Genomic DNA, 14,939 nt, shown 5'->3' with positions numbered 1-14,939 from the left:
GCAGAAACCCTTACAAAACACTTTATATTTCTATTCTAACTATTTGTTTTAAATGTGTTTTTGCAGATAAAAAAACAAAAAACTTCATAAAACCCGGATCCATCTTCAATCCGACCAGCAGTCGCCCTGCAACACCTGGGTACAGGCGACCAGAGCACCCGGCATAACCAGGCTCAACGTCAAACGCGACAAATTTCCAACGTGGCGCGTAACCCGCCCGCGATGCGATTCTCCAGTTTGATCTGTCCACCCAGGCGAACCGCAATGGCCTTGACGATGGTCAGCCCCAACCCTGCCCCCTGATCATTTGCGCGACTGTAGAAACGCTCGAAAAGCCGATCACGATCCTGTTCATCGATACCCGGCCCCTCATCTTCGACAGACAGTTCGTAGCCCTTGCTCTTTTCGACCAGTTTTACCGTGATCACTCCGTGCCGGGGAGAGAAGTTCGCCGCGTTGGTGACCAGGTTGTTCAAGGCAATGTCGATGGCCGCAGGGTCGACCCTCACAAGGCCGATGTTGTCGCTGACATCGAAAACCAGTTCAAGGTCCTTGCTCAACAACCAGGGCGTCAACTGAACCAGGCTGTCGCGAACCGTGGCTGCCAGATCGACGGGCACAGGCGGTTGCGCGCCTGCTTTAGGCTCGATACGGGCCATCGTGAGCAATTGATTGACCAGCCGGCTGGTACGGTCCACTCCGGCAATCAAGTGCTCGAGCGACGCACGACGCTCCCCTTCGCTCCCCGCTTCCATCAGGTTCTGCGCATGCACCCTGAGCACGGCCAGGGGGGTGCGCATTTCGTGGGCGGCATCGGCGATAAAACGTCGCTCACGTCCCATGACTTCCTGAATCTGCGCAAGCATACGGTTAAGGGCCGCCTGCATCGGCTCAAGCTCCGTAGGCAGCGGAGTCAATTGCAAGGGTTCGAGCGAACCGGGATGCCTCGCCCGCAGTGTTGCAGCCATGTTGACCAGAGGTTTCAAGCCCCAACCAATAGCCAGCCAGAGCATGGCGGCCAGTATCAAGCTCCCCAGAATATTGGGCCACAAGGTGTGGCGTACGATGCGGTCCACCAGGTCCGTTCGCACATCGTCCCGTTCGCCCACCCAGATGCGCAGGTTGTTCTGTTTGTCTTCGAGCAGGAAGGCCCGCCAATGCCGGTTGTTCAGGTCGACTACATCGCTGAAGCCTGGTGTGACTGCGGGTTGGCTGAAGGACGGAGAACTGGCCGTATGCACCAGCACTTCATTCCTGGCATTCCAGACCTGAAACGCAATCTTCGTTTCATACGGATGCCCATCGTCCCTGGGCGTCGCCTCGTTCAGGGCCTGGTTGAAAGCCTTGTACAGGTCTGCGTGATCCTTGCTCACCATGGGCATGCGCATGACGCCTTGCAGCAGGCGAGCGTTCTGGGCCAGTTGGGCATCATAGACTTCGGCAATTTCATGGTTGCTGTCGTGCAGGTTCAGCACACTGATCACCGCCAGACCTGCGAGCATCAGGCCAATGATCAGGGTCAGGGTGCGACGCCGGATCGAGGTCATCGACGCTCCTCCACCAGATAACCGATACCGCGGACGGTGCGAATCAGGTCGGTGGAGAGCTTCTTGCGCAGGTGATGGATGTGCACTTCCAGCGTGTTGCTTTCGGCCTCCTCGCTCCAGCCGTAGAGCAACTGCATCAGATGATCGCGAGTCATTACCCGGCCCGGTGGCGAGAGCAGTTCGTGGAGCAACTGGTATTCCTTGGGTGTCAGGGCCACCGGTTCGCCTTTGTAGCTGACTTGCTGGGTGCCGGGGTTCAGGCTGATACCCGCGTGCTCGATCAGCGATTGCCCACGCCCGGCGCTGCGCCGAAGCAACGCACGCAGGCGCGCCTTCAATTCTGCCAGGTCGAAAGGCTTGATCAGGTAGTCATCGGCGCCGGCATCCAGGCCGGCGATGCGGTCCTCGGTGGCATCGCGCGCCGTCAGGATCAACACCGGCAGGTTGGAGCCGCTGTCACGCAAGCGCCTGAGCACTTCGAGACCGTCCATGCGCGGCAGGCCAAGGTCGAGCACCGCCAGATCAAAGACTTCACTGAGCAGCGAGTGCAAGGCACTGTTGCCGTCCTGCAACCAGTCGACGGTATAACCTTCACGGCGCAGGGCCTGATGAATGCCCTCGCCGAGCGCCACGTCATCCTCTACGAGTAATAAACGCACAGGGTCTCCTGTCAGCCGAGCTTCTTGTTCACGTCCACCAACAGCGCTTCGATCTCATTGCGGCGCCCGGCATCCGCGCTCTCGCGGCCGGGTCGGGGCGCAGCCTGCAAGGCTTTTTGCAACGCTGCCCTGGCTTCGACATACCGCTTCTGACGGTAGAGGTGATCGCCCCAGAAGTACAGGCTGTCGATGCCGTTGGGGTTTATTTGCAATGCCAGCTTGAGCAACTGCTCGGCCTTGTCCGAATCGCCGAAACCGATGGGCCAGCCCGGTACGCGGTCATACAGGGCCCCCAGACTGGTATAGGCTGAGCCTTGCAGGGCCTTGGGGTCCAGGGCCAGGGCTTTTTCCAGATCGGCCTTGGCATCCTTGACCTTGCTCAGCGCACCCAGCCCGCCCTGGGCGCCCGCCCAGCTACTGGTGACGATGCCAGACCAGATCCACGCCTCCGCCACCGATTGGCGCTCCTGCTTGAAGCTCGAAGCCTGGGCGGCCAGCTGTTCAAAAGCCGCAGTGCGTTGTCCCTCGGGCAACTCGTACTGAATGTGCGCCCAGCTTTGCTGGATACCGTTGAGACGCTGCTGGTCGGCAGCATCCAGCGCCCAGACACTCTGGCTCAATGCGCCCAGCAGCAGGCAAGCGATGATCTTTTTCATGGTTCGAGATTCTCCTGGTCGGGTTTCTGGCTCAGGCGGCGGATCAGTGGCAATTGCTTGCGCAACCCACGGTCCACCAGATGGGGCAGGAAGCTGTTCAGGCGTACAAAAAAACGCTCGGGCCAGCCCAGGTACAAGTCGCGACGGTCACCGGCAATGGCGTGAATCACCGCCGCCGCCACGGTTTGCGGATCGTCGACATTGGCCTTGAGCGCATCATTGAGCGCTTGGGCTGCCGGGCTGTTCATGCTGGTACGGGTCGCTCGCGGGGCTACGTAAAGCACACTGACCCGGGTGTCCGCCAGCTCTCGGCGCAGGGCTTCGGAGAACCCGCGCAGGGCAAACTTGGTGGCGCAGTAGCTGGCGTAGCCGGGGTAGCCAATGGAGCCATAGGTCGAACCGACGTTCACCACCATGGCACTGTCGGCTTGCTTGAGCAGTGGCAACATCAGTTTTGTCAGGCACATCGGCGCACTGATGTTCACCGCGAGCATCGAATTGATCTCACTGTCGTCGAGCTGTTCGAGCATGGCGAAATGGTTGACCCCGGCGGCATTGATCAGCAGGTTGATGCCGCCGATGCCCTGGGCCCGTGCCAGCACCTCGCGGCGGTCGCAGAGCAATGTCAGGTCTGCACGGATCCAACACAGATTATCGGGATATCGCTCAAGCAGCGGCATCAGGGGTTCTCGATGACGAGCCACGGCCAGCACCTTGGCACCACTGGCGCACAGTGCAGTGGCGATGGCCAGGCCGATGCCGCCACTGGCACCGGTCAACACGACACGGGCTTCAGACAGGCGCATGCAGGTTCTCCCCGTTACGCGGCAAGCCACGAAACATATCGGCGTAGAGCCGGTATACCACTTTGGAGGCATGAATGACGGCGGCCTGGTCGTGCGGGTCATCCAGAGTGTCCATCAGTCGACGGTAGGTCTGCATGTGTTCGATATCCAGCGAACCGTGGGAACTGAGGTAGCTGAAAGCGCTTTCCGGCAAGTCCAGGCGCTGTCGAATACTGCCCGCGGCGTGGGTCGCCAAGGCGATGCTCGTGCCTTCAAGTACGTTGACCATGCCGAACAGTCCCACCGGGTTGTCCCGGGCAATCAGGTCGTAGAGGAAGCTGACCATCAATTCGATCGGCAATGACGGGCGCCCATCGCGTACAGCGTCCCTGTCGCCGCCGCAGGCTTGAATGTCATTGAGTACCCATTGTTCGTGGCCGTATTCGTCCTCGATGTATTCACAGACCGCTTCGCGCAGCCATTCCAGACGCAATGGCAGGCGCGCTCCGCAGGCCATCATCAACGGCACGGTATGGCGCACGTGGTAATAGGCCTGTGCCAGAAAGGCCCGGTAACTTTCCAGGCTGACGTCACCCTGCAGCGCATCACGGATGATCGGCAGGTTGAACAGCTCATTGCGTTCTTGCTCAGTGGCTTGTTGCAAGGTGTCAAAAAAACTCATGGTGCGGATTCCTCGGAAAATGCAGATTCGGTCAATTGCCGCCGGTAGCGCTCGATGATGGCGTCACGGCGAGGCCGGCCATTGGCGGTGAGCAAACCGTTGGTGGCGGTAAAGGGTTGGTCGAGCCGACTCCAGTGGCGGACCTGGGCGTACTCGGGCAAGGCCTCGTTGGCCTGGGCCACGGCGGCGGCCAGTTGTTCGTCGGTACAATCCGGGCGATGCGGCCACAGCAGCGCATGGTTGTGGGGCATCGCCTCGCCATAGACGAAGGCCTGGGCGACAGGCCCGCGCTGGGTCAATTCGGCCTCCACCCACTCGGGGTTCACGTTGCGCCCGAAACTGGTCACGAACTGATGCTTCTTGCGTCCCTTGAGGTAGAGAAAACCTTCGGCGTCGAACTCGCCGAGATCGCCGCTGGGCCACCACTGGTCGGTGTGCGGCGCCTTTCCCAGATAGCCCAGCAAGGTTGACCCCTTGATCAGCACTTCTCCGTCATCCGCCAGGCGAATCTCCACATGGGGCAATGGCCGTCCGACACTGCCGGGGCGCCGAGCTTGCGGGCGATTGAGGCACACCACCGATGCGCACTCGGACAGCCCGTAACCTTCATAGACGGGTATGCGCATGCGTTCAGCGCGATGCAGTAGATCTTCACTGACCCGGGCACCGCCCACGGCGGCAAAACGCAGGTGCTGTGGATCGAAAGCCTTCTGCTCGGCAGCACCGACCAGCATCAGCAACAACTGCGGCACCAGGACCAGGCTCTGGGGGGACCGGCTGGCCAGGCAACCCAACAGTTTCGGCACTTCCACACCGCTGGCGCCTGCAATCCCCAGGGTTTTCTGGCTGGGCAGGCTCAAGGTGGCCCCGGCATACAGCGCGGCGTAACAACCGATGTTCTCCAGCAAAATGGCCAGCGGCAGCAGCGCCAGGTGGTGTTGCGGGTCGGTGGGTTCGCTGGCCAGGTCCAGCTCGCGAGCGACCCGCAGAATGCTGTCGGCACTCAAGCACACGCCCTTGGGTGTGCCTGTGGTGCCCGAGGTGAAGGTCAACTTCGCGGTGCCGTCAGGCATCCGGTTCGGGCCATTGAACGTGCGGTGCCAGAACTCGCCGCCCTTCTGATATCCAGCAGCTTGCAGCTCTTCCTGCAATGACGGTTCGGCAATGACGTGCTCGGCCTGGCTTTGCTCCAGGCAATGCTTGCGTTGCGCCGGACTGAAAAAAGGCGGCAAGGCCACGCAGGTCAAACCCTCGAACAGTGCGGCCAGGTCCCACAGCAGGGCTTCGATACCATTGTCCAGGGCCAGGGCGAGCACCCTGACCTCTTCATCGCGCAGGCGCTGCTGACGATAAATGACCTCGGCATAGAGCGTGGCGTAGTCGAGCTTGCGATGGTCGTCCCACAAGGCAAGGGCGTTGGCTTTTTGCTCAGCATGATTACCCAGGGTCTGTTTGAAATGCTCCATTTCAGGCGACATGGCAGGCCCCTTCAATGGAGGTCGGCAAGCCCAGGCGACTGAACAGGCCGATGTTGCGCAAATGAATGAACCCGGAGCGGATATTGCCGAAATGAACCCAGGGTTTGCTTTCGTAGTAGCTACCCCAGGCGTGGCGGTCGTCGCCCAGGCGTGCCGGATCGGCAGCACACAGGGTTACGGGCTTCAAGCCAAGGCGATGAAAGCTATTGACCAGCCCCAGGTTTCCGGTGAAGGCGACCCATTCCAGTCCCCCCATGGCCAGCAGGTAGGTCATGGCGATGATGCTCATCCGCGCGCTGCCGGTGTCGCTGGCAGCCAGGTTGCCGACCTCGACGATGGCTGAGCGGCTTACGGTGTGGTCGGCCGCGGCACTGATCAGTGGATCGATCGCCTCGTCCAGATAACCTTCAAGAAACAGCGGTCCACTGCTCGCCAGACGCACGCCAACCACAGCGCAAAGCGTGCCGGACGCATCGCTCATGCCAAACAGCTCCGGCATGAAGTGGCGAACATCGGCGCCATGGGCCCTGCGAAACCGTTGCTGGATAAAGGCTTCGAAGACACACCTTTGCGGGGCGTCCGGCAAGGCCCTGACAAGATGCATCTGCTGTGCTTCGGACAAGCCAAAGCGCAAGGGCAACTGAACGTTCCAGTTGAAATCGGCCATTGAAAAACATCTCCCCGGAGCAATTGGGGAGCAGTATCAAAAACAATTCTTAACGAAGTCTGAAGGTGACAAAACGGTTCTCTTCAGGGGCTGTTACGCGAGCAAAGCAAAAAAGCGCAGCCTGCGATCTTTTAGCGGTTTCGGAATCGCTTGAGATCAAAGGATCGCAGCCTGCGGCAGCTCCTACAGATGCATTCGATACCTTGTGGGCGCTGGCGTAGCCTGCGATCTTTTGGCGAAATCGGAATCGCTTTAGATCAAAAGATCGCAGCCTTCGGCAGCTCCTACAGGTGCATTCGATACCTTGTGGGCGCTGGCGCGGCCTGCGATCTTTTGGCGGTTTCGGAATCGCTTGAGATCAAAGGATCGCAGCCTGCGGCAGCTCCTACAGATGCATTCGATACCTTGTGGGCGCTGGCGCAGCCTGCGATCTTTTGGCGAAATCGGAATCGCTTTAGATCAAAAGATCGCAGCCTTCGGCAGCTCCTACAGACACACCCGGTACCCTGTAGGAGCTGCCGCAGGCTGCGATGGTCGTTAACGATATCGCGTGTGACCTGGATGAACGCAGCGCACTGGAGTTCATCGCCAGCAATCGAGCGTCGACCGGCTGCTCCTACGGTTTCCCGGGCCGCCGACGCTGCGCGGTTAAAAGTGCGCCGTATCCGCCCCGGCAACCGGCAGGCTGGTCGACAGGGGTACGCTCTGCGTGACATTGCCCATCCGGGTGATTTCCACCTGCACCTTGTCCTTGCCGAGCAAGTAGTCAGCCAGTTTCTGCGAAAACGGCCAGTAGTTCAGGTCGGCCGTCAGGGTCAGCGGCCCGACGGCATCGGCCGGCACCAGGAAGGAGAACTCCCCGATGTCGTAGCCCTTGGGCAGAATGCGGTTGTCCGAGAGAATTTGCGTGGCATTCCAGACCTCGACGTCCAGCGGGTTGCCGTCCTTGTCGCCTATGTGCACCTTGAAGTTTCGCGTGTTGACTTCGGTCTTGCCGTCCTTGATCGAGCCCAGCCGGTAGATCTCGCGCCCCGTGGCATCCTGCACGCGGAAATCGATCCACATCTCCCGGCCCTCCGGAAAGCCGGTCGGCAGCTTGTGCCCTGCGCCGACATTGGAAACCTTGACGGCGACCGAGGTGTATTGCCCGGCAACGATCGTCGCCGGCAATTGCTCGAAGGTAATTTCCCCCGCGCGCGCCAGCATGTTGCGGGCCCGTTGTGCACCCTCATCCTGACCGAGATGGTTGAGCATCATCGCGTTGGCCCCGCTGAACCAATGCGAGGCGACCTCCTCGCGATCCGGCCCCATGATCGCGGCCTTGCCCTTGAAACCCGGCATGTGGCAGCTCTGGCAGGTGATATCGTTAAGGCTGTAGGTGCTCTCCTGCCATTCGTCATAGGTGCGTTCCACCGCCACGCTGCTGAACGGGTGCGTGACGTTGTGGCAGGTGCCGCAAAAGTCCGAGCGGGTGTGCAAAGCCGAGTACACCGTGTCGTGATAAGGCGAGACGGCGTCTTTGCGCGGGCCGAACTTGGTCGGTTTGCCGTGCGCCCGGGGGCTCAGAACATAGGCGCCGTTGTCCAGGCCCGTGCGGGCACTGATGTTGTGGCAGGTTTCGCAATCGACCCCGGGCATCGGCGTGTTCTTCGCGCTGTCTTCAACCGAGGAGCGGTTGACTTGCGAGGTGATCTGCCCGGTCGTGAGACCGATCGGTGTATGGCAACCGGTGCAGAAGTTATCGACCTTGCCCTCGGTGGCCGAACTCGCACGCTTGAGCAAGGCCCGATAGATGGGTTCATCCCAGGCCTGGGACATCATCGACGAGCGCCACTGCTTGTAGATCTCCGTATGACAAGCGCCACAGACCTGGGCATTGTCGAAGTCCTTCACATTCAAGACCAGGTTACCGGTGGTATTGGCCCGGTGCGGGAAGAACGGCATCCCGCCATTCACATGCATGAGCCGGGAGCGTGCCGGCTCCAGCCACTTCTCATTGCTCTGATTGTCATTGCCCTGACTGTTAATGCTCTGGGGTTCGTCGGCCGCCACCAGCGTCACCGTCAGCAGGCAGGCCAGAAAGAACAAAATACGGCGAGCCAAAGGCCTGAGCGCCAGGAACAACGGTATGAACAATGTCGCCAGGGAAATGTTCAAGTCGACAATAGCCAGCTTGACGCCTGGCGGTACGTTGAACATTGCCATGTAAGACCCGGCGCTGATCATCCATAGAACAATCAAGGCCGATAGCCCATGCAGCGCTAACTGTGCACACGTTGATCTGGAGTGGCTCATAGCATTTCCTCTGGACGGTTCGCAGAGGATGACTGCAGTACATCTATTGAGTCGCCAGGGGTATTTCGTGATGCAAACCGATGGTTACATGCAATCACTCAATGGGGTACTTACAGCTCCACAGCTTGCCGACGCGGACCTTTCATGAACGGGACAAGCCCACTCAGCAATTACCCTGCCATCGCTGTAACAAAATATGTGCAAAGAGCGGAAGATCCCTGCAAACATTCGTCGAAAGTTGAAATGCCGTGCTGATGCTGGCGTGAATGCCGCTGGGGAATAGCGCCCCGTTTGTGGGGACGCTCACACCGAAATCGGGGGTCAATCAGCGTCTCGCGTCGATACCCCTTAGTCCCTGTCTTTCGTCGTCCGGATGAGATTGCCCCGTAACTTCACGATGGCCTTCTGCATTTGCACGAAGTCGTCGGGATCGAGGCCGGTTTGCGGGAAGCCGTCTTCGCGCAGGCCTTCACGCAGTGTTCGGCCCTCTTTTGTCAGATTGATCCGCACCTGGCGTTCGTCTTCCGGATCACGCTGGCGCAGCAAATAACCCATCGCCTCGAGCTTCTTCAGGATCGGCGTGAGGGTGTTGGATTCGAGAAACAGCTTTTCGCCAAGGCTGCCGACGGTCTGATTGTCTTCCTCCCACAGCGCGACCAGGGTGATGTATTGCGTGTAGGTCAGGCCGAGCCGTTCGAGCATCGGCTTGTAGGCCTTGCCGAAGGCCAGGTTGGTGGAATAGACGGCAAAACACAGGAAGTCGGAAAGTTTGAGATCCAGGGCGGATGTCTTGTCGGTGTTTTTCATGGACGTTCTCAGGGGGCAGTCTTGCGAGACTAAACTATACGTCGTACGCGATGATATCGGAAGTGCGTATAAACACCGACGACCGGCTCACCGGGAACATCCCCGTTGAGCCGGCCGTGCTGCGGGTCAGGCCGTCAAGACATTGATGTCGACATCAATGTTGCCGCGTGTGGCCTTGGAGTACGGGCAGATGGCATCGGCGTTGTGGGCCAGTTCGGTCGCCACCCCATGCTCCAGCCCCGGCACGCGCAAGGTCAGTCGGGCCTGGAGGAAGTAGGCCGCGCCGGTCTGGCCCAGATCGACTTCAATGTCGACGGCCGTGTCGGTCGGCAGTGTCACCTTCATTTGTTGGGCGGCCAGCCCCACCGCTGCGATGTAGCAGGCCGACCACGCTCCGGCGAACAGTTGCTCGGCTTTCGGGTGCGGCTGGACGGCGGTCAGCACGTGTGCCGGTGTGTCGCTGCCGGGGGACGACAGTACGATGTCGAGGTTACCGTTATGACCGCGCGACGTAGTGCCCGCGCTGTTATGGGTGGTGTGGGTTTTGCCGCTGGCCAGTACTTTTTCGATCTTGCTCATGATGATTCCCTCAGGATTACTATCGGTTATATTCGTATGCGCTTGTATCGCGTGCGATATTATTGATGCATCTGCGCGTCACGCCGTGATCACGTTCAGGGCAACATCGATATTGCCGCGTGTCGCTTTGGAGTAAGGGCAGATGGAGTCGGCGATGTGCGCCAGTTCGGTCGCGACATCCTGTGCCAGCCCTGGCACGCGCAGGGTCAGTCGGGCCTGAAGGAAGTAGGCCGGACCAGTCTGGCCCAGGTCCACTTCAATGTCGACGGCCATGTCAGCCGGCAAAACGATATTGCGCTCCTGTGCCACCAGCCCCACTGCTGCGGTGTAGCAGGCCGACCAGGCCCCGGCGAACAGTTGCTCGGCTTTCGGATGCGGCTGTGTGGCGGCGAAGACGTGGGCTGGCTGGGTGGAACCCGGTGACGACAGGACGATATCGAGGTTGCCGTTGTGACCGCCGACGCTGCTGCGGGTGGTGTGGGTTTTGCCGGTAGCCAGTACTTTTTCGATTTTGCTCATGGGGATTTCCTCAGGGTTTAAAGTTCGTGCGATTGTATCGCGTGCGATGCATGTAGCTTTCAAAAAGACAACGTTCCTCAATTGGCCTGTGCAACGATCCAGTTGTTGCCGTTGTGGCCATGGGAAGCTTGAGCGGTAGCGATCAACAGGGTGCGGCGGCTTCCGGTCTTCATGGCTGAATCTCCAAACGGCAAGGGTTGTCTGTATTTGTTATCGCATTCGACTTGATCGCATACGATGGATGAATATTCATCCAAAGCCCCAATAATGTCAAAGTTTATTTTATGTCTTGGCGACGAGCGGCAGGTTCGCGGCCGACCGTGCTGCCCTCCCCCTCGCCGAACCAAAAGATGAGCGGACAACCGGGGGGGAACACAGATAGCGAAATATCTGTAGGAGCTGCCGAAGGCTGCGATCTTTTGATCTTGCTTTTGCGATCCGGAGATTGCTGAAGATCAAGATCAAAAGATCGCAGCCTTCGGCAGCTCCTACAGGGGAACACGTGCACCACCAAACAGCAGGGTGTCAGGCTCCCCGCATCATCGTTTCTCGCCATCGCGCAGCAAACCGGTTATCGGTATCTCTGGAACTGCGTGAACAAAAAAAAACCCCCTCACAGGGAGGGGGTCTGGTGTTTGCAGGGTTCGAACGGCTTCACCCGTCTTCACCTGGACTTTCGTCAGCTCATCGCGCAGGGATTCCAGCGAACAGCCAGGTAGTCTCTTCAGCCGGCGTTGCCGCGCTGCGATTGCGCGCCCACTGGGTCAACGCCACCATCGTCGCAAAGCCGAGAACGATCAATACCGGATAGGCCATCAGCAACTCGGTCAACGAGTATTTCCAGGCCAGCGGTCGGCCAACACCGAGCATCGCGGCATACAGCCAGGAAACGCCCGACAGTGCACCAGAGAACAGAGCGAACATTCGCACATTGATAGGCAGGTCAAGCAAGGAACCGGCCTTCAGCATGGCGGGCAGTACATAGCGGTGCAACAGCATGCCGTTGAATGTCAGCAACAAGACGATAATAACTTTGGCTTGAAGTTTCGGGTTGGCAAAATAAGTCATCCCTTTATCAAGGTAATCAATGCCTATAATTGCCGCACCGCTGATCCACAAGAACAGCAATGCATTGGAAACAGACTTCTGCAGACTGGCCATATGATCATTATCGTGCCCGGACGACACACGACCTTTCAATAGATCCTTGACCATTGCGACATCGCTGGCAAACACCAGGCCAATGGCTACGCAGCAAGCCAACAGGTGTACGTATACAACTCCTAAACGCATGAACTCCATGGATTCTTTCTGGCCAAGCAGGCCGATCATTGTATTAATATCCACGTTTTACATCTCCACTTATTGCGGCAGTGTGAAGTGACCATGCCCCAGGCACGCGAATGAATTATCCACGCCTGCACAATCAAAGTTCACATTGATTGAAGCGACTAAATTAGTTTGGGTATTACAAGAGAGAGCGACTCGCCCCGCGAGTCAGTGATGACGGCATACTATCACTCCAGGTCTCAGGTAAAAAAAATCCCCATGTGCATTCCATTCAATGCAGATGAGGTATACGTCCAATTTACTAGGGATTGCAGTGCGAAGCTCAAGGGATCCGCCTGCTGGAAGATCAGAGCCCAGCATATCCCGATCGTTCATTTTTCGAACAAAAACCTCGACAAACGGTACTGTCCATAATGCCTCGGGAGGCCGGTTTCATTGGCTGAAACCACCGTTGCCAAGCGGCTGAATCGTTTCTTGTTTCGTGCCGAAAAAAAAAGCGGTTTTCGCGCGGAACTCACACCTTTTGACCCAGCGAATAGCGAGTTTTGCCTCGTACGCAGACACGTCATTCAATGCTGGCATTCCAGCATCCCGCAACGGAACTGCTACGCTTGAACAACGGCTTCGACTCTTTCCGAAACACCAGTGCAGGCGCGCCCTGAAGGCTGATGGAACAGTCGCATTAGCAGATCCTGTGCCCGAGGGAGTCAGCCTTCGTTGAGCAAAGGAGTGGACATGCCCCCCCGCAAAAGCAAGTCTGCCGACGGCCTGGCAAAACAACCGGACGACAGCGCAGACGAGTCAGACTTTCTCTCGCGCAAGGAGCGCCTGTTCGCAGGCGAGCAATTACGCGAACGCTTGCCCCATTCGGTTCACGGCGAATGGAAACCGCCGGGCAAACACCGCGACCCTATCGAACGCCTCGAAGAATCCAACCGCTATCGACTGCCCAACCTGGTGCCGCTGCGCTACGGCCGGATGCTGCGCAGCCCGTTCACCTTTTTACGCGGCTCTGCGGGTTTGATGGCCCATGACCTGGCCACTACCCCAACCACAGGCATTGAGGTGCAGGCCTGCGGGGATTGTCACTTGATGAACTTCGGATTGTTCGCGACACCTGAGCGCAATCTGATTTTTGATATCAACGATTTCGACGAAACACTCCCTGCCCCCTGGGAATGGGACGTCAAACGCCTGGCAATCAGTTTTGTCGTGGCGGCACGCGATAACCGGATCACAGATAAAGAGGCACGGGGCATTGCCGTCAAATGCGTTTGTGCTTACCGCGAGGGCCTGCGCAAATTCTCGAAAATGGGCCCGCTGGAGGTCTGGTATGACCGTCTGGATGCCCAAGCGATCATCGACATGGCGCCCAATGCCCAGATCAGGAAAATTCGCGAGCAAGTGGTGGCAAAAGCGAAGCTGCGTCTGGGTGATTACCTCTACCCCAAGATCAGCAGCGAAGTCGGCGGTCGACGGCGACTGATCGATCAACCGCCCCTGCTTTTTCATGTGTATGAAAAGGGCTTCAAACAGCGAGTGCGAATCGCACTGCAGGATTATCGTTTGTCGCTGCCCCATGAACGGCGCGTGCTCTTCGATCGGTACCGCCTCGAAGACGTTGCCGTCAAGGCGGTCGGCATCGGTAGCGTGGGCACCTATTGTTTCGTCGGCCTGTTCTTTTCTGCGGAAAACCACCCCTTGCTCCTGCAGTTCAAGGAAGCCTGCCCCTCGGTATTGGCGCCTTATGCCGGCGACAGCGAATACGAAAACCAGGGGCAGCGTGTGGTCACGGGGCAGCGGCTGATGCAGTCCTCCAGCGACATCTTTCTGGGTTGGACACGCGGACAAAATGGCCGGCATTTCTTTGTACGCCAGTTGCGCGACATGAAAATGTCAGCCCCCATTGAAGGCATTTGCGCCGCAAGAATGAAGATGTACGCCGAGTGGTGCGGGCATACCCTGGCCCGGGCCCATGCCAAATCCGGGGATGCCGCGCTCATCAGTGGCTACCTGGGCAAGACGGACGCCTTCGACCAGGCCATCGGCAAATTTTCCATTGCCTATGCCAATCAAAATGCGAAAGACCATGCCGCGCTGCTGGCAGCAGAAAAATCAGGGCGGATCCAGGCACTCAGGGAAGAAGAGTGATGAGGCCGATCCATCGCGTTGAGGTGTCTGGCTCGACGTTGCCGCAGCCACCCTGAATCGAGCTTCTCGGGCGCGGTGGGCCAGGTTTTATCAAGCCAGCAACTGGCTGATCCACCGGACCTGGCGCGCGATGTCCTGCACCTTTTCCTCAGGCACGGTTCGCTGCGCCCCGGCAAATTGGCCCAGGGTCTTCTGCTTCTGGCGCAGCTTGCGCTGCCACTTGACCAGGAACGCCGGGCTGCGGGCCTGCAACTGCAGTGGGCCGAAGTACAACTCTTCTGCGGTGTAGATCACCGGCCCGGCGCGCTCGGCGACGATGATTTCGTAGTCGAAACGATTTTCTCGCAGCACTTCCTCGCAGAGGATGCGATAGCCATTTTCCATCAGCCACAGGCGCAGTGGCTGCTCGCCGCCGTTGGGTTGCAGGATCAGGCGCTCCTGCCCGCTCAGGTACGCCTTGCCGCTGTCGAGGATGTCGCGGATCGTTTCGCCGCCCATGCCGCAGAGGCTGATCGCCGTGATCCCGTCTCCCGGCAGGATTGCCGCCAGGCCGTTGGCCAGGCGCACGCTGATCCGTTGTTCCAGATCGTTCTCGCGCACGGTGCGTTCGGCCGCGCGGAACGGCGTCAACGCCACCTCCCCGGCCACCGCCGTGGTGATGGCGCCACGGCGCATCAACGCCACCGGCAGGTAGCCGTGATCCGAGCCGATATCGGCCAGGCGCGCACCGGCCGGCACATGCGCCGCCACGCGTTCCAGGCGCATGGACAATGTCTGTTCGTTCAACTGCGGCCCCTTCTCACCACGAACGTCCGGCGCCTTTG

At 59.0% G+C, this 14,939-nt stretch carries 15 protein-coding genes; 1 reads left to right on the top strand and 14 read right to left on the bottom strand.

All coding sequences use genetic code 11. The features are described from left to right. Window positions 1–179: 179 nt before the first annotated feature. The 13 genes from C9422_RS01475 to C9422_RS32140 form a co-directional block, all read right to left on the bottom strand. Window positions 180–1,547 (bottom strand): HAMP domain-containing sensor histidine kinase, encoded by a 1,368-nt coding sequence (locus tag C9422_RS01475; RefSeq protein ID WP_116579425.1) that lies wholly within the window; start codon window positions 1,545–1,547, stop codon window positions 180–182. Next, complete coding sequence (locus C9422_RS01470) at window positions 1,544–2,206, bottom strand: response regulator (RefSeq protein ID WP_116579424.1); 663 nt, start codon at window positions 2,204–2,206, stop codon at window positions 1,544–1,546. The genes C9422_RS01475 and C9422_RS01470 overlap by 4 nt, the downstream gene beginning before the upstream one ends. An 11-nt stretch (window positions 2,207–2,217) precedes the next feature. Next, the gene (locus C9422_RS01465; RefSeq protein ID WP_116579423.1) at window positions 2,218–2,862 is read right to left on the bottom strand and encodes a tetratricopeptide repeat protein; all 645 of its coding nucleotides are present in this window, start codon (window positions 2,860–2,862) and stop codon (window positions 2,218–2,220) included. Beyond that, a complete protein-coding gene (locus C9422_RS01460) occupies window positions 2,859–3,668 on the bottom strand; it encodes an SDR family oxidoreductase (protein ID WP_116579422.1) in 810 nt (269 codons plus the stop codon). The genes C9422_RS01465 and C9422_RS01460 overlap by 4 nt, the downstream gene beginning before the upstream one ends. Continuing rightward, window positions 3,655–4,329: a TenA family transcriptional regulator gene (locus tag C9422_RS01455; RefSeq protein WP_104448179.1), complete on the bottom strand. Its 675-nt coding sequence runs from the start codon at window positions 4,327–4,329 to the stop codon at window positions 3,655–3,657. The genes C9422_RS01460 and C9422_RS01455 overlap by 14 nt, the downstream gene beginning before the upstream one ends. Further along, complete coding sequence (locus tag C9422_RS01450; RefSeq protein WP_116579421.1) at window positions 4,326–5,807, bottom strand: AMP-binding protein; 1,482 nt, start codon at window positions 5,805–5,807, stop codon at window positions 4,326–4,328. Before C9422_RS01450 ends, C9422_RS01455 begins: the two co-directional genes overlap by 4 nt. Further along, window positions 5,797–6,474 carry a thermostable hemolysin gene (locus tag C9422_RS01445; RefSeq protein ID WP_116579420.1) on the bottom strand — a complete coding sequence of 226 codons (678 nt, stop codon included), beginning with the start codon at window positions 6,472–6,474 and terminating at the stop codon, window positions 5,797–5,799. Before C9422_RS01445 ends, C9422_RS01450 begins: the two co-directional genes overlap by 11 nt. Window positions 6,475–7,122: 648 nt before the next feature. Continuing rightward, a complete protein-coding gene (locus C9422_RS01435) occupies window positions 7,123–8,769 on the bottom strand; it encodes a multiheme c-type cytochrome (RefSeq protein WP_116579418.1) in 1,647 nt (548 codons plus the stop codon). A 348-nt stretch (window positions 8,770–9,117) separates the two neighbouring features. Continuing rightward, the gene (locus tag C9422_RS01430) at window positions 9,118–9,576 is read right to left on the bottom strand and encodes a MarR family winged helix-turn-helix transcriptional regulator (RefSeq protein WP_007979155.1); all 459 of its coding nucleotides are present in this window, start codon (window positions 9,574–9,576) and stop codon (window positions 9,118–9,120) included. Window positions 9,577–9,702: 126 nt separating this feature from the next. Next, a complete protein-coding gene (locus C9422_RS01425; protein WP_007979154.1) occupies window positions 9,703–10,155 on the bottom strand; it encodes an Ohr family peroxiredoxin in 453 nt (150 codons plus the stop codon). 78 nt (window positions 10,156–10,233) lie between these two features. Then, window positions 10,234–10,674: an Ohr family peroxiredoxin gene (locus C9422_RS01420; RefSeq protein WP_104448183.1), complete on the bottom strand. Its 441-nt coding sequence runs from the start codon at window positions 10,672–10,674 to the stop codon at window positions 10,234–10,236. Window positions 10,675–11,358: 684 nt separating this feature from the next. Then, entirely contained in the window at window positions 11,359–12,006 is a 648-nt protein-coding gene (locus tag C9422_RS01415; protein ID WP_116579417.1) for a hypothetical protein, read from the bottom strand. A gap of 390 nt (window positions 12,007–12,396) precedes the next feature. Continuing rightward, window positions 12,397–12,546, bottom strand: a complete 150-nt coding sequence (locus C9422_RS32140; protein WP_165824737.1) for a hypothetical protein — start codon at window positions 12,544–12,546, stop codon at window positions 12,397–12,399. Between the two features lie 375 nt (window positions 12,547–12,921). Between C9422_RS32140 and C9422_RS01410 the strand changes: the two genes are divergently transcribed. Continuing rightward, the gene (locus C9422_RS01410; RefSeq protein WP_256589842.1) at window positions 12,922–14,115 is read left to right on the top strand and encodes a DUF2252 domain-containing protein; all 1,194 of its coding nucleotides are present in this window, start codon (window positions 12,922–12,924) and stop codon (window positions 14,113–14,115) included. Between the two features lie 90 nt (window positions 14,116–14,205). Here C9422_RS01410 and C9422_RS01405 read toward each other — a convergent pair whose 3' ends face one another. Further along, the gene (locus C9422_RS01405) at window positions 14,206–14,901 is read right to left on the bottom strand and encodes a tRNA (adenine(22)-N(1))-methyltransferase TrmK (RefSeq protein WP_305887991.1); all 696 of its coding nucleotides are present in this window, start codon (window positions 14,899–14,901) and stop codon (window positions 14,206–14,208) included. Window positions 14,902–14,939 lie beyond the last annotated feature (38 nt).

The organism is Pseudomonas sp. B1(2018) (assembly GCF_003097365.1).
GTDB classification, from domain to species: Bacteria; Pseudomonadota; Gammaproteobacteria; order Pseudomonadales; family Pseudomonadaceae; genus Aquipseudomonas; species Aquipseudomonas laurylsulfatiphila.
The sequence above is the reverse complement of the archived record's forward strand: the minus strand, read 5'-3'. Positions and strand labels throughout refer to the sequence as shown.

Excerpts from the sequence above, each read along its gene's own strand:
- C9422_RS01475 (WP_116579425.1), bottom strand. The coding sequence starts at position 1,547 with ATGACCTCGATCCGGCGTCGCACCCTGACCCTGATCATTGGCCTGATG.
- C9422_RS01465 (WP_116579423.1), bottom strand. The coding sequence starts at position 2,862 with ATGAAAAAGATCATCGCTTGCCTGCTGCTGGGCGCATTGAGCCAGAGT.
- C9422_RS01460 (WP_116579422.1), bottom strand. The coding sequence starts at position 3,668 with ATGCGCCTGTCTGAAGCCCGTGTCGTGTTGACCGGTGCCAGTGGCGGC.
- C9422_RS01455 (WP_104448179.1), bottom strand. The coding sequence starts at position 4,329 with ATGAGTTTTTTTGACACCTTGCAACAAGCCACTGAGCAAGAACGCAAT.
- C9422_RS01450 (WP_116579421.1), bottom strand. The coding sequence starts at position 5,807 with ATGTCGCCTGAAATGGAGCATTTCAAACAGACCCTGGGTAATCATGCT.
- C9422_RS01445 (WP_116579420.1), bottom strand. The coding sequence starts at position 6,474 with ATGGCCGATTTCAACTGGAACGTTCAGTTGCCCTTGCGCTTTGGCTTG.
- C9422_RS01435 (WP_116579418.1), bottom strand. The coding sequence starts at position 8,769 with ATGAGCCACTCCAGATCAACGTGTGCACAGTTAGCGCTGCATGGGCTA.
- C9422_RS01430 (WP_007979155.1), bottom strand. The coding sequence starts at position 9,576 with ATGAAAAACACCGACAAGACATCCGCCCTGGATCTCAAACTTTCCGAC.
- C9422_RS01425 (WP_007979154.1), bottom strand. The coding sequence starts at position 10,155 with ATGAGCAAGATCGAAAAAGTACTGGCCAGCGGCAAAACCCACACCACC.
- C9422_RS01420 (WP_104448183.1), bottom strand. The coding sequence starts at position 10,674 with ATGAGCAAAATCGAAAAAGTACTGGCTACCGGCAAAACCCACACCACC.
- C9422_RS01415 (WP_116579417.1), bottom strand. The coding sequence starts at position 12,006 with ATGATCGGCCTGCTTGGCCAGAAAGAATCCATGGAGTTCATGCGTTTA.
- C9422_RS32140 (WP_165824737.1), bottom strand. The coding sequence starts at position 12,546 with ATGCCAGCATTGAATGACGTGTCTGCGTACGAGGCAAAACTCGCTATT.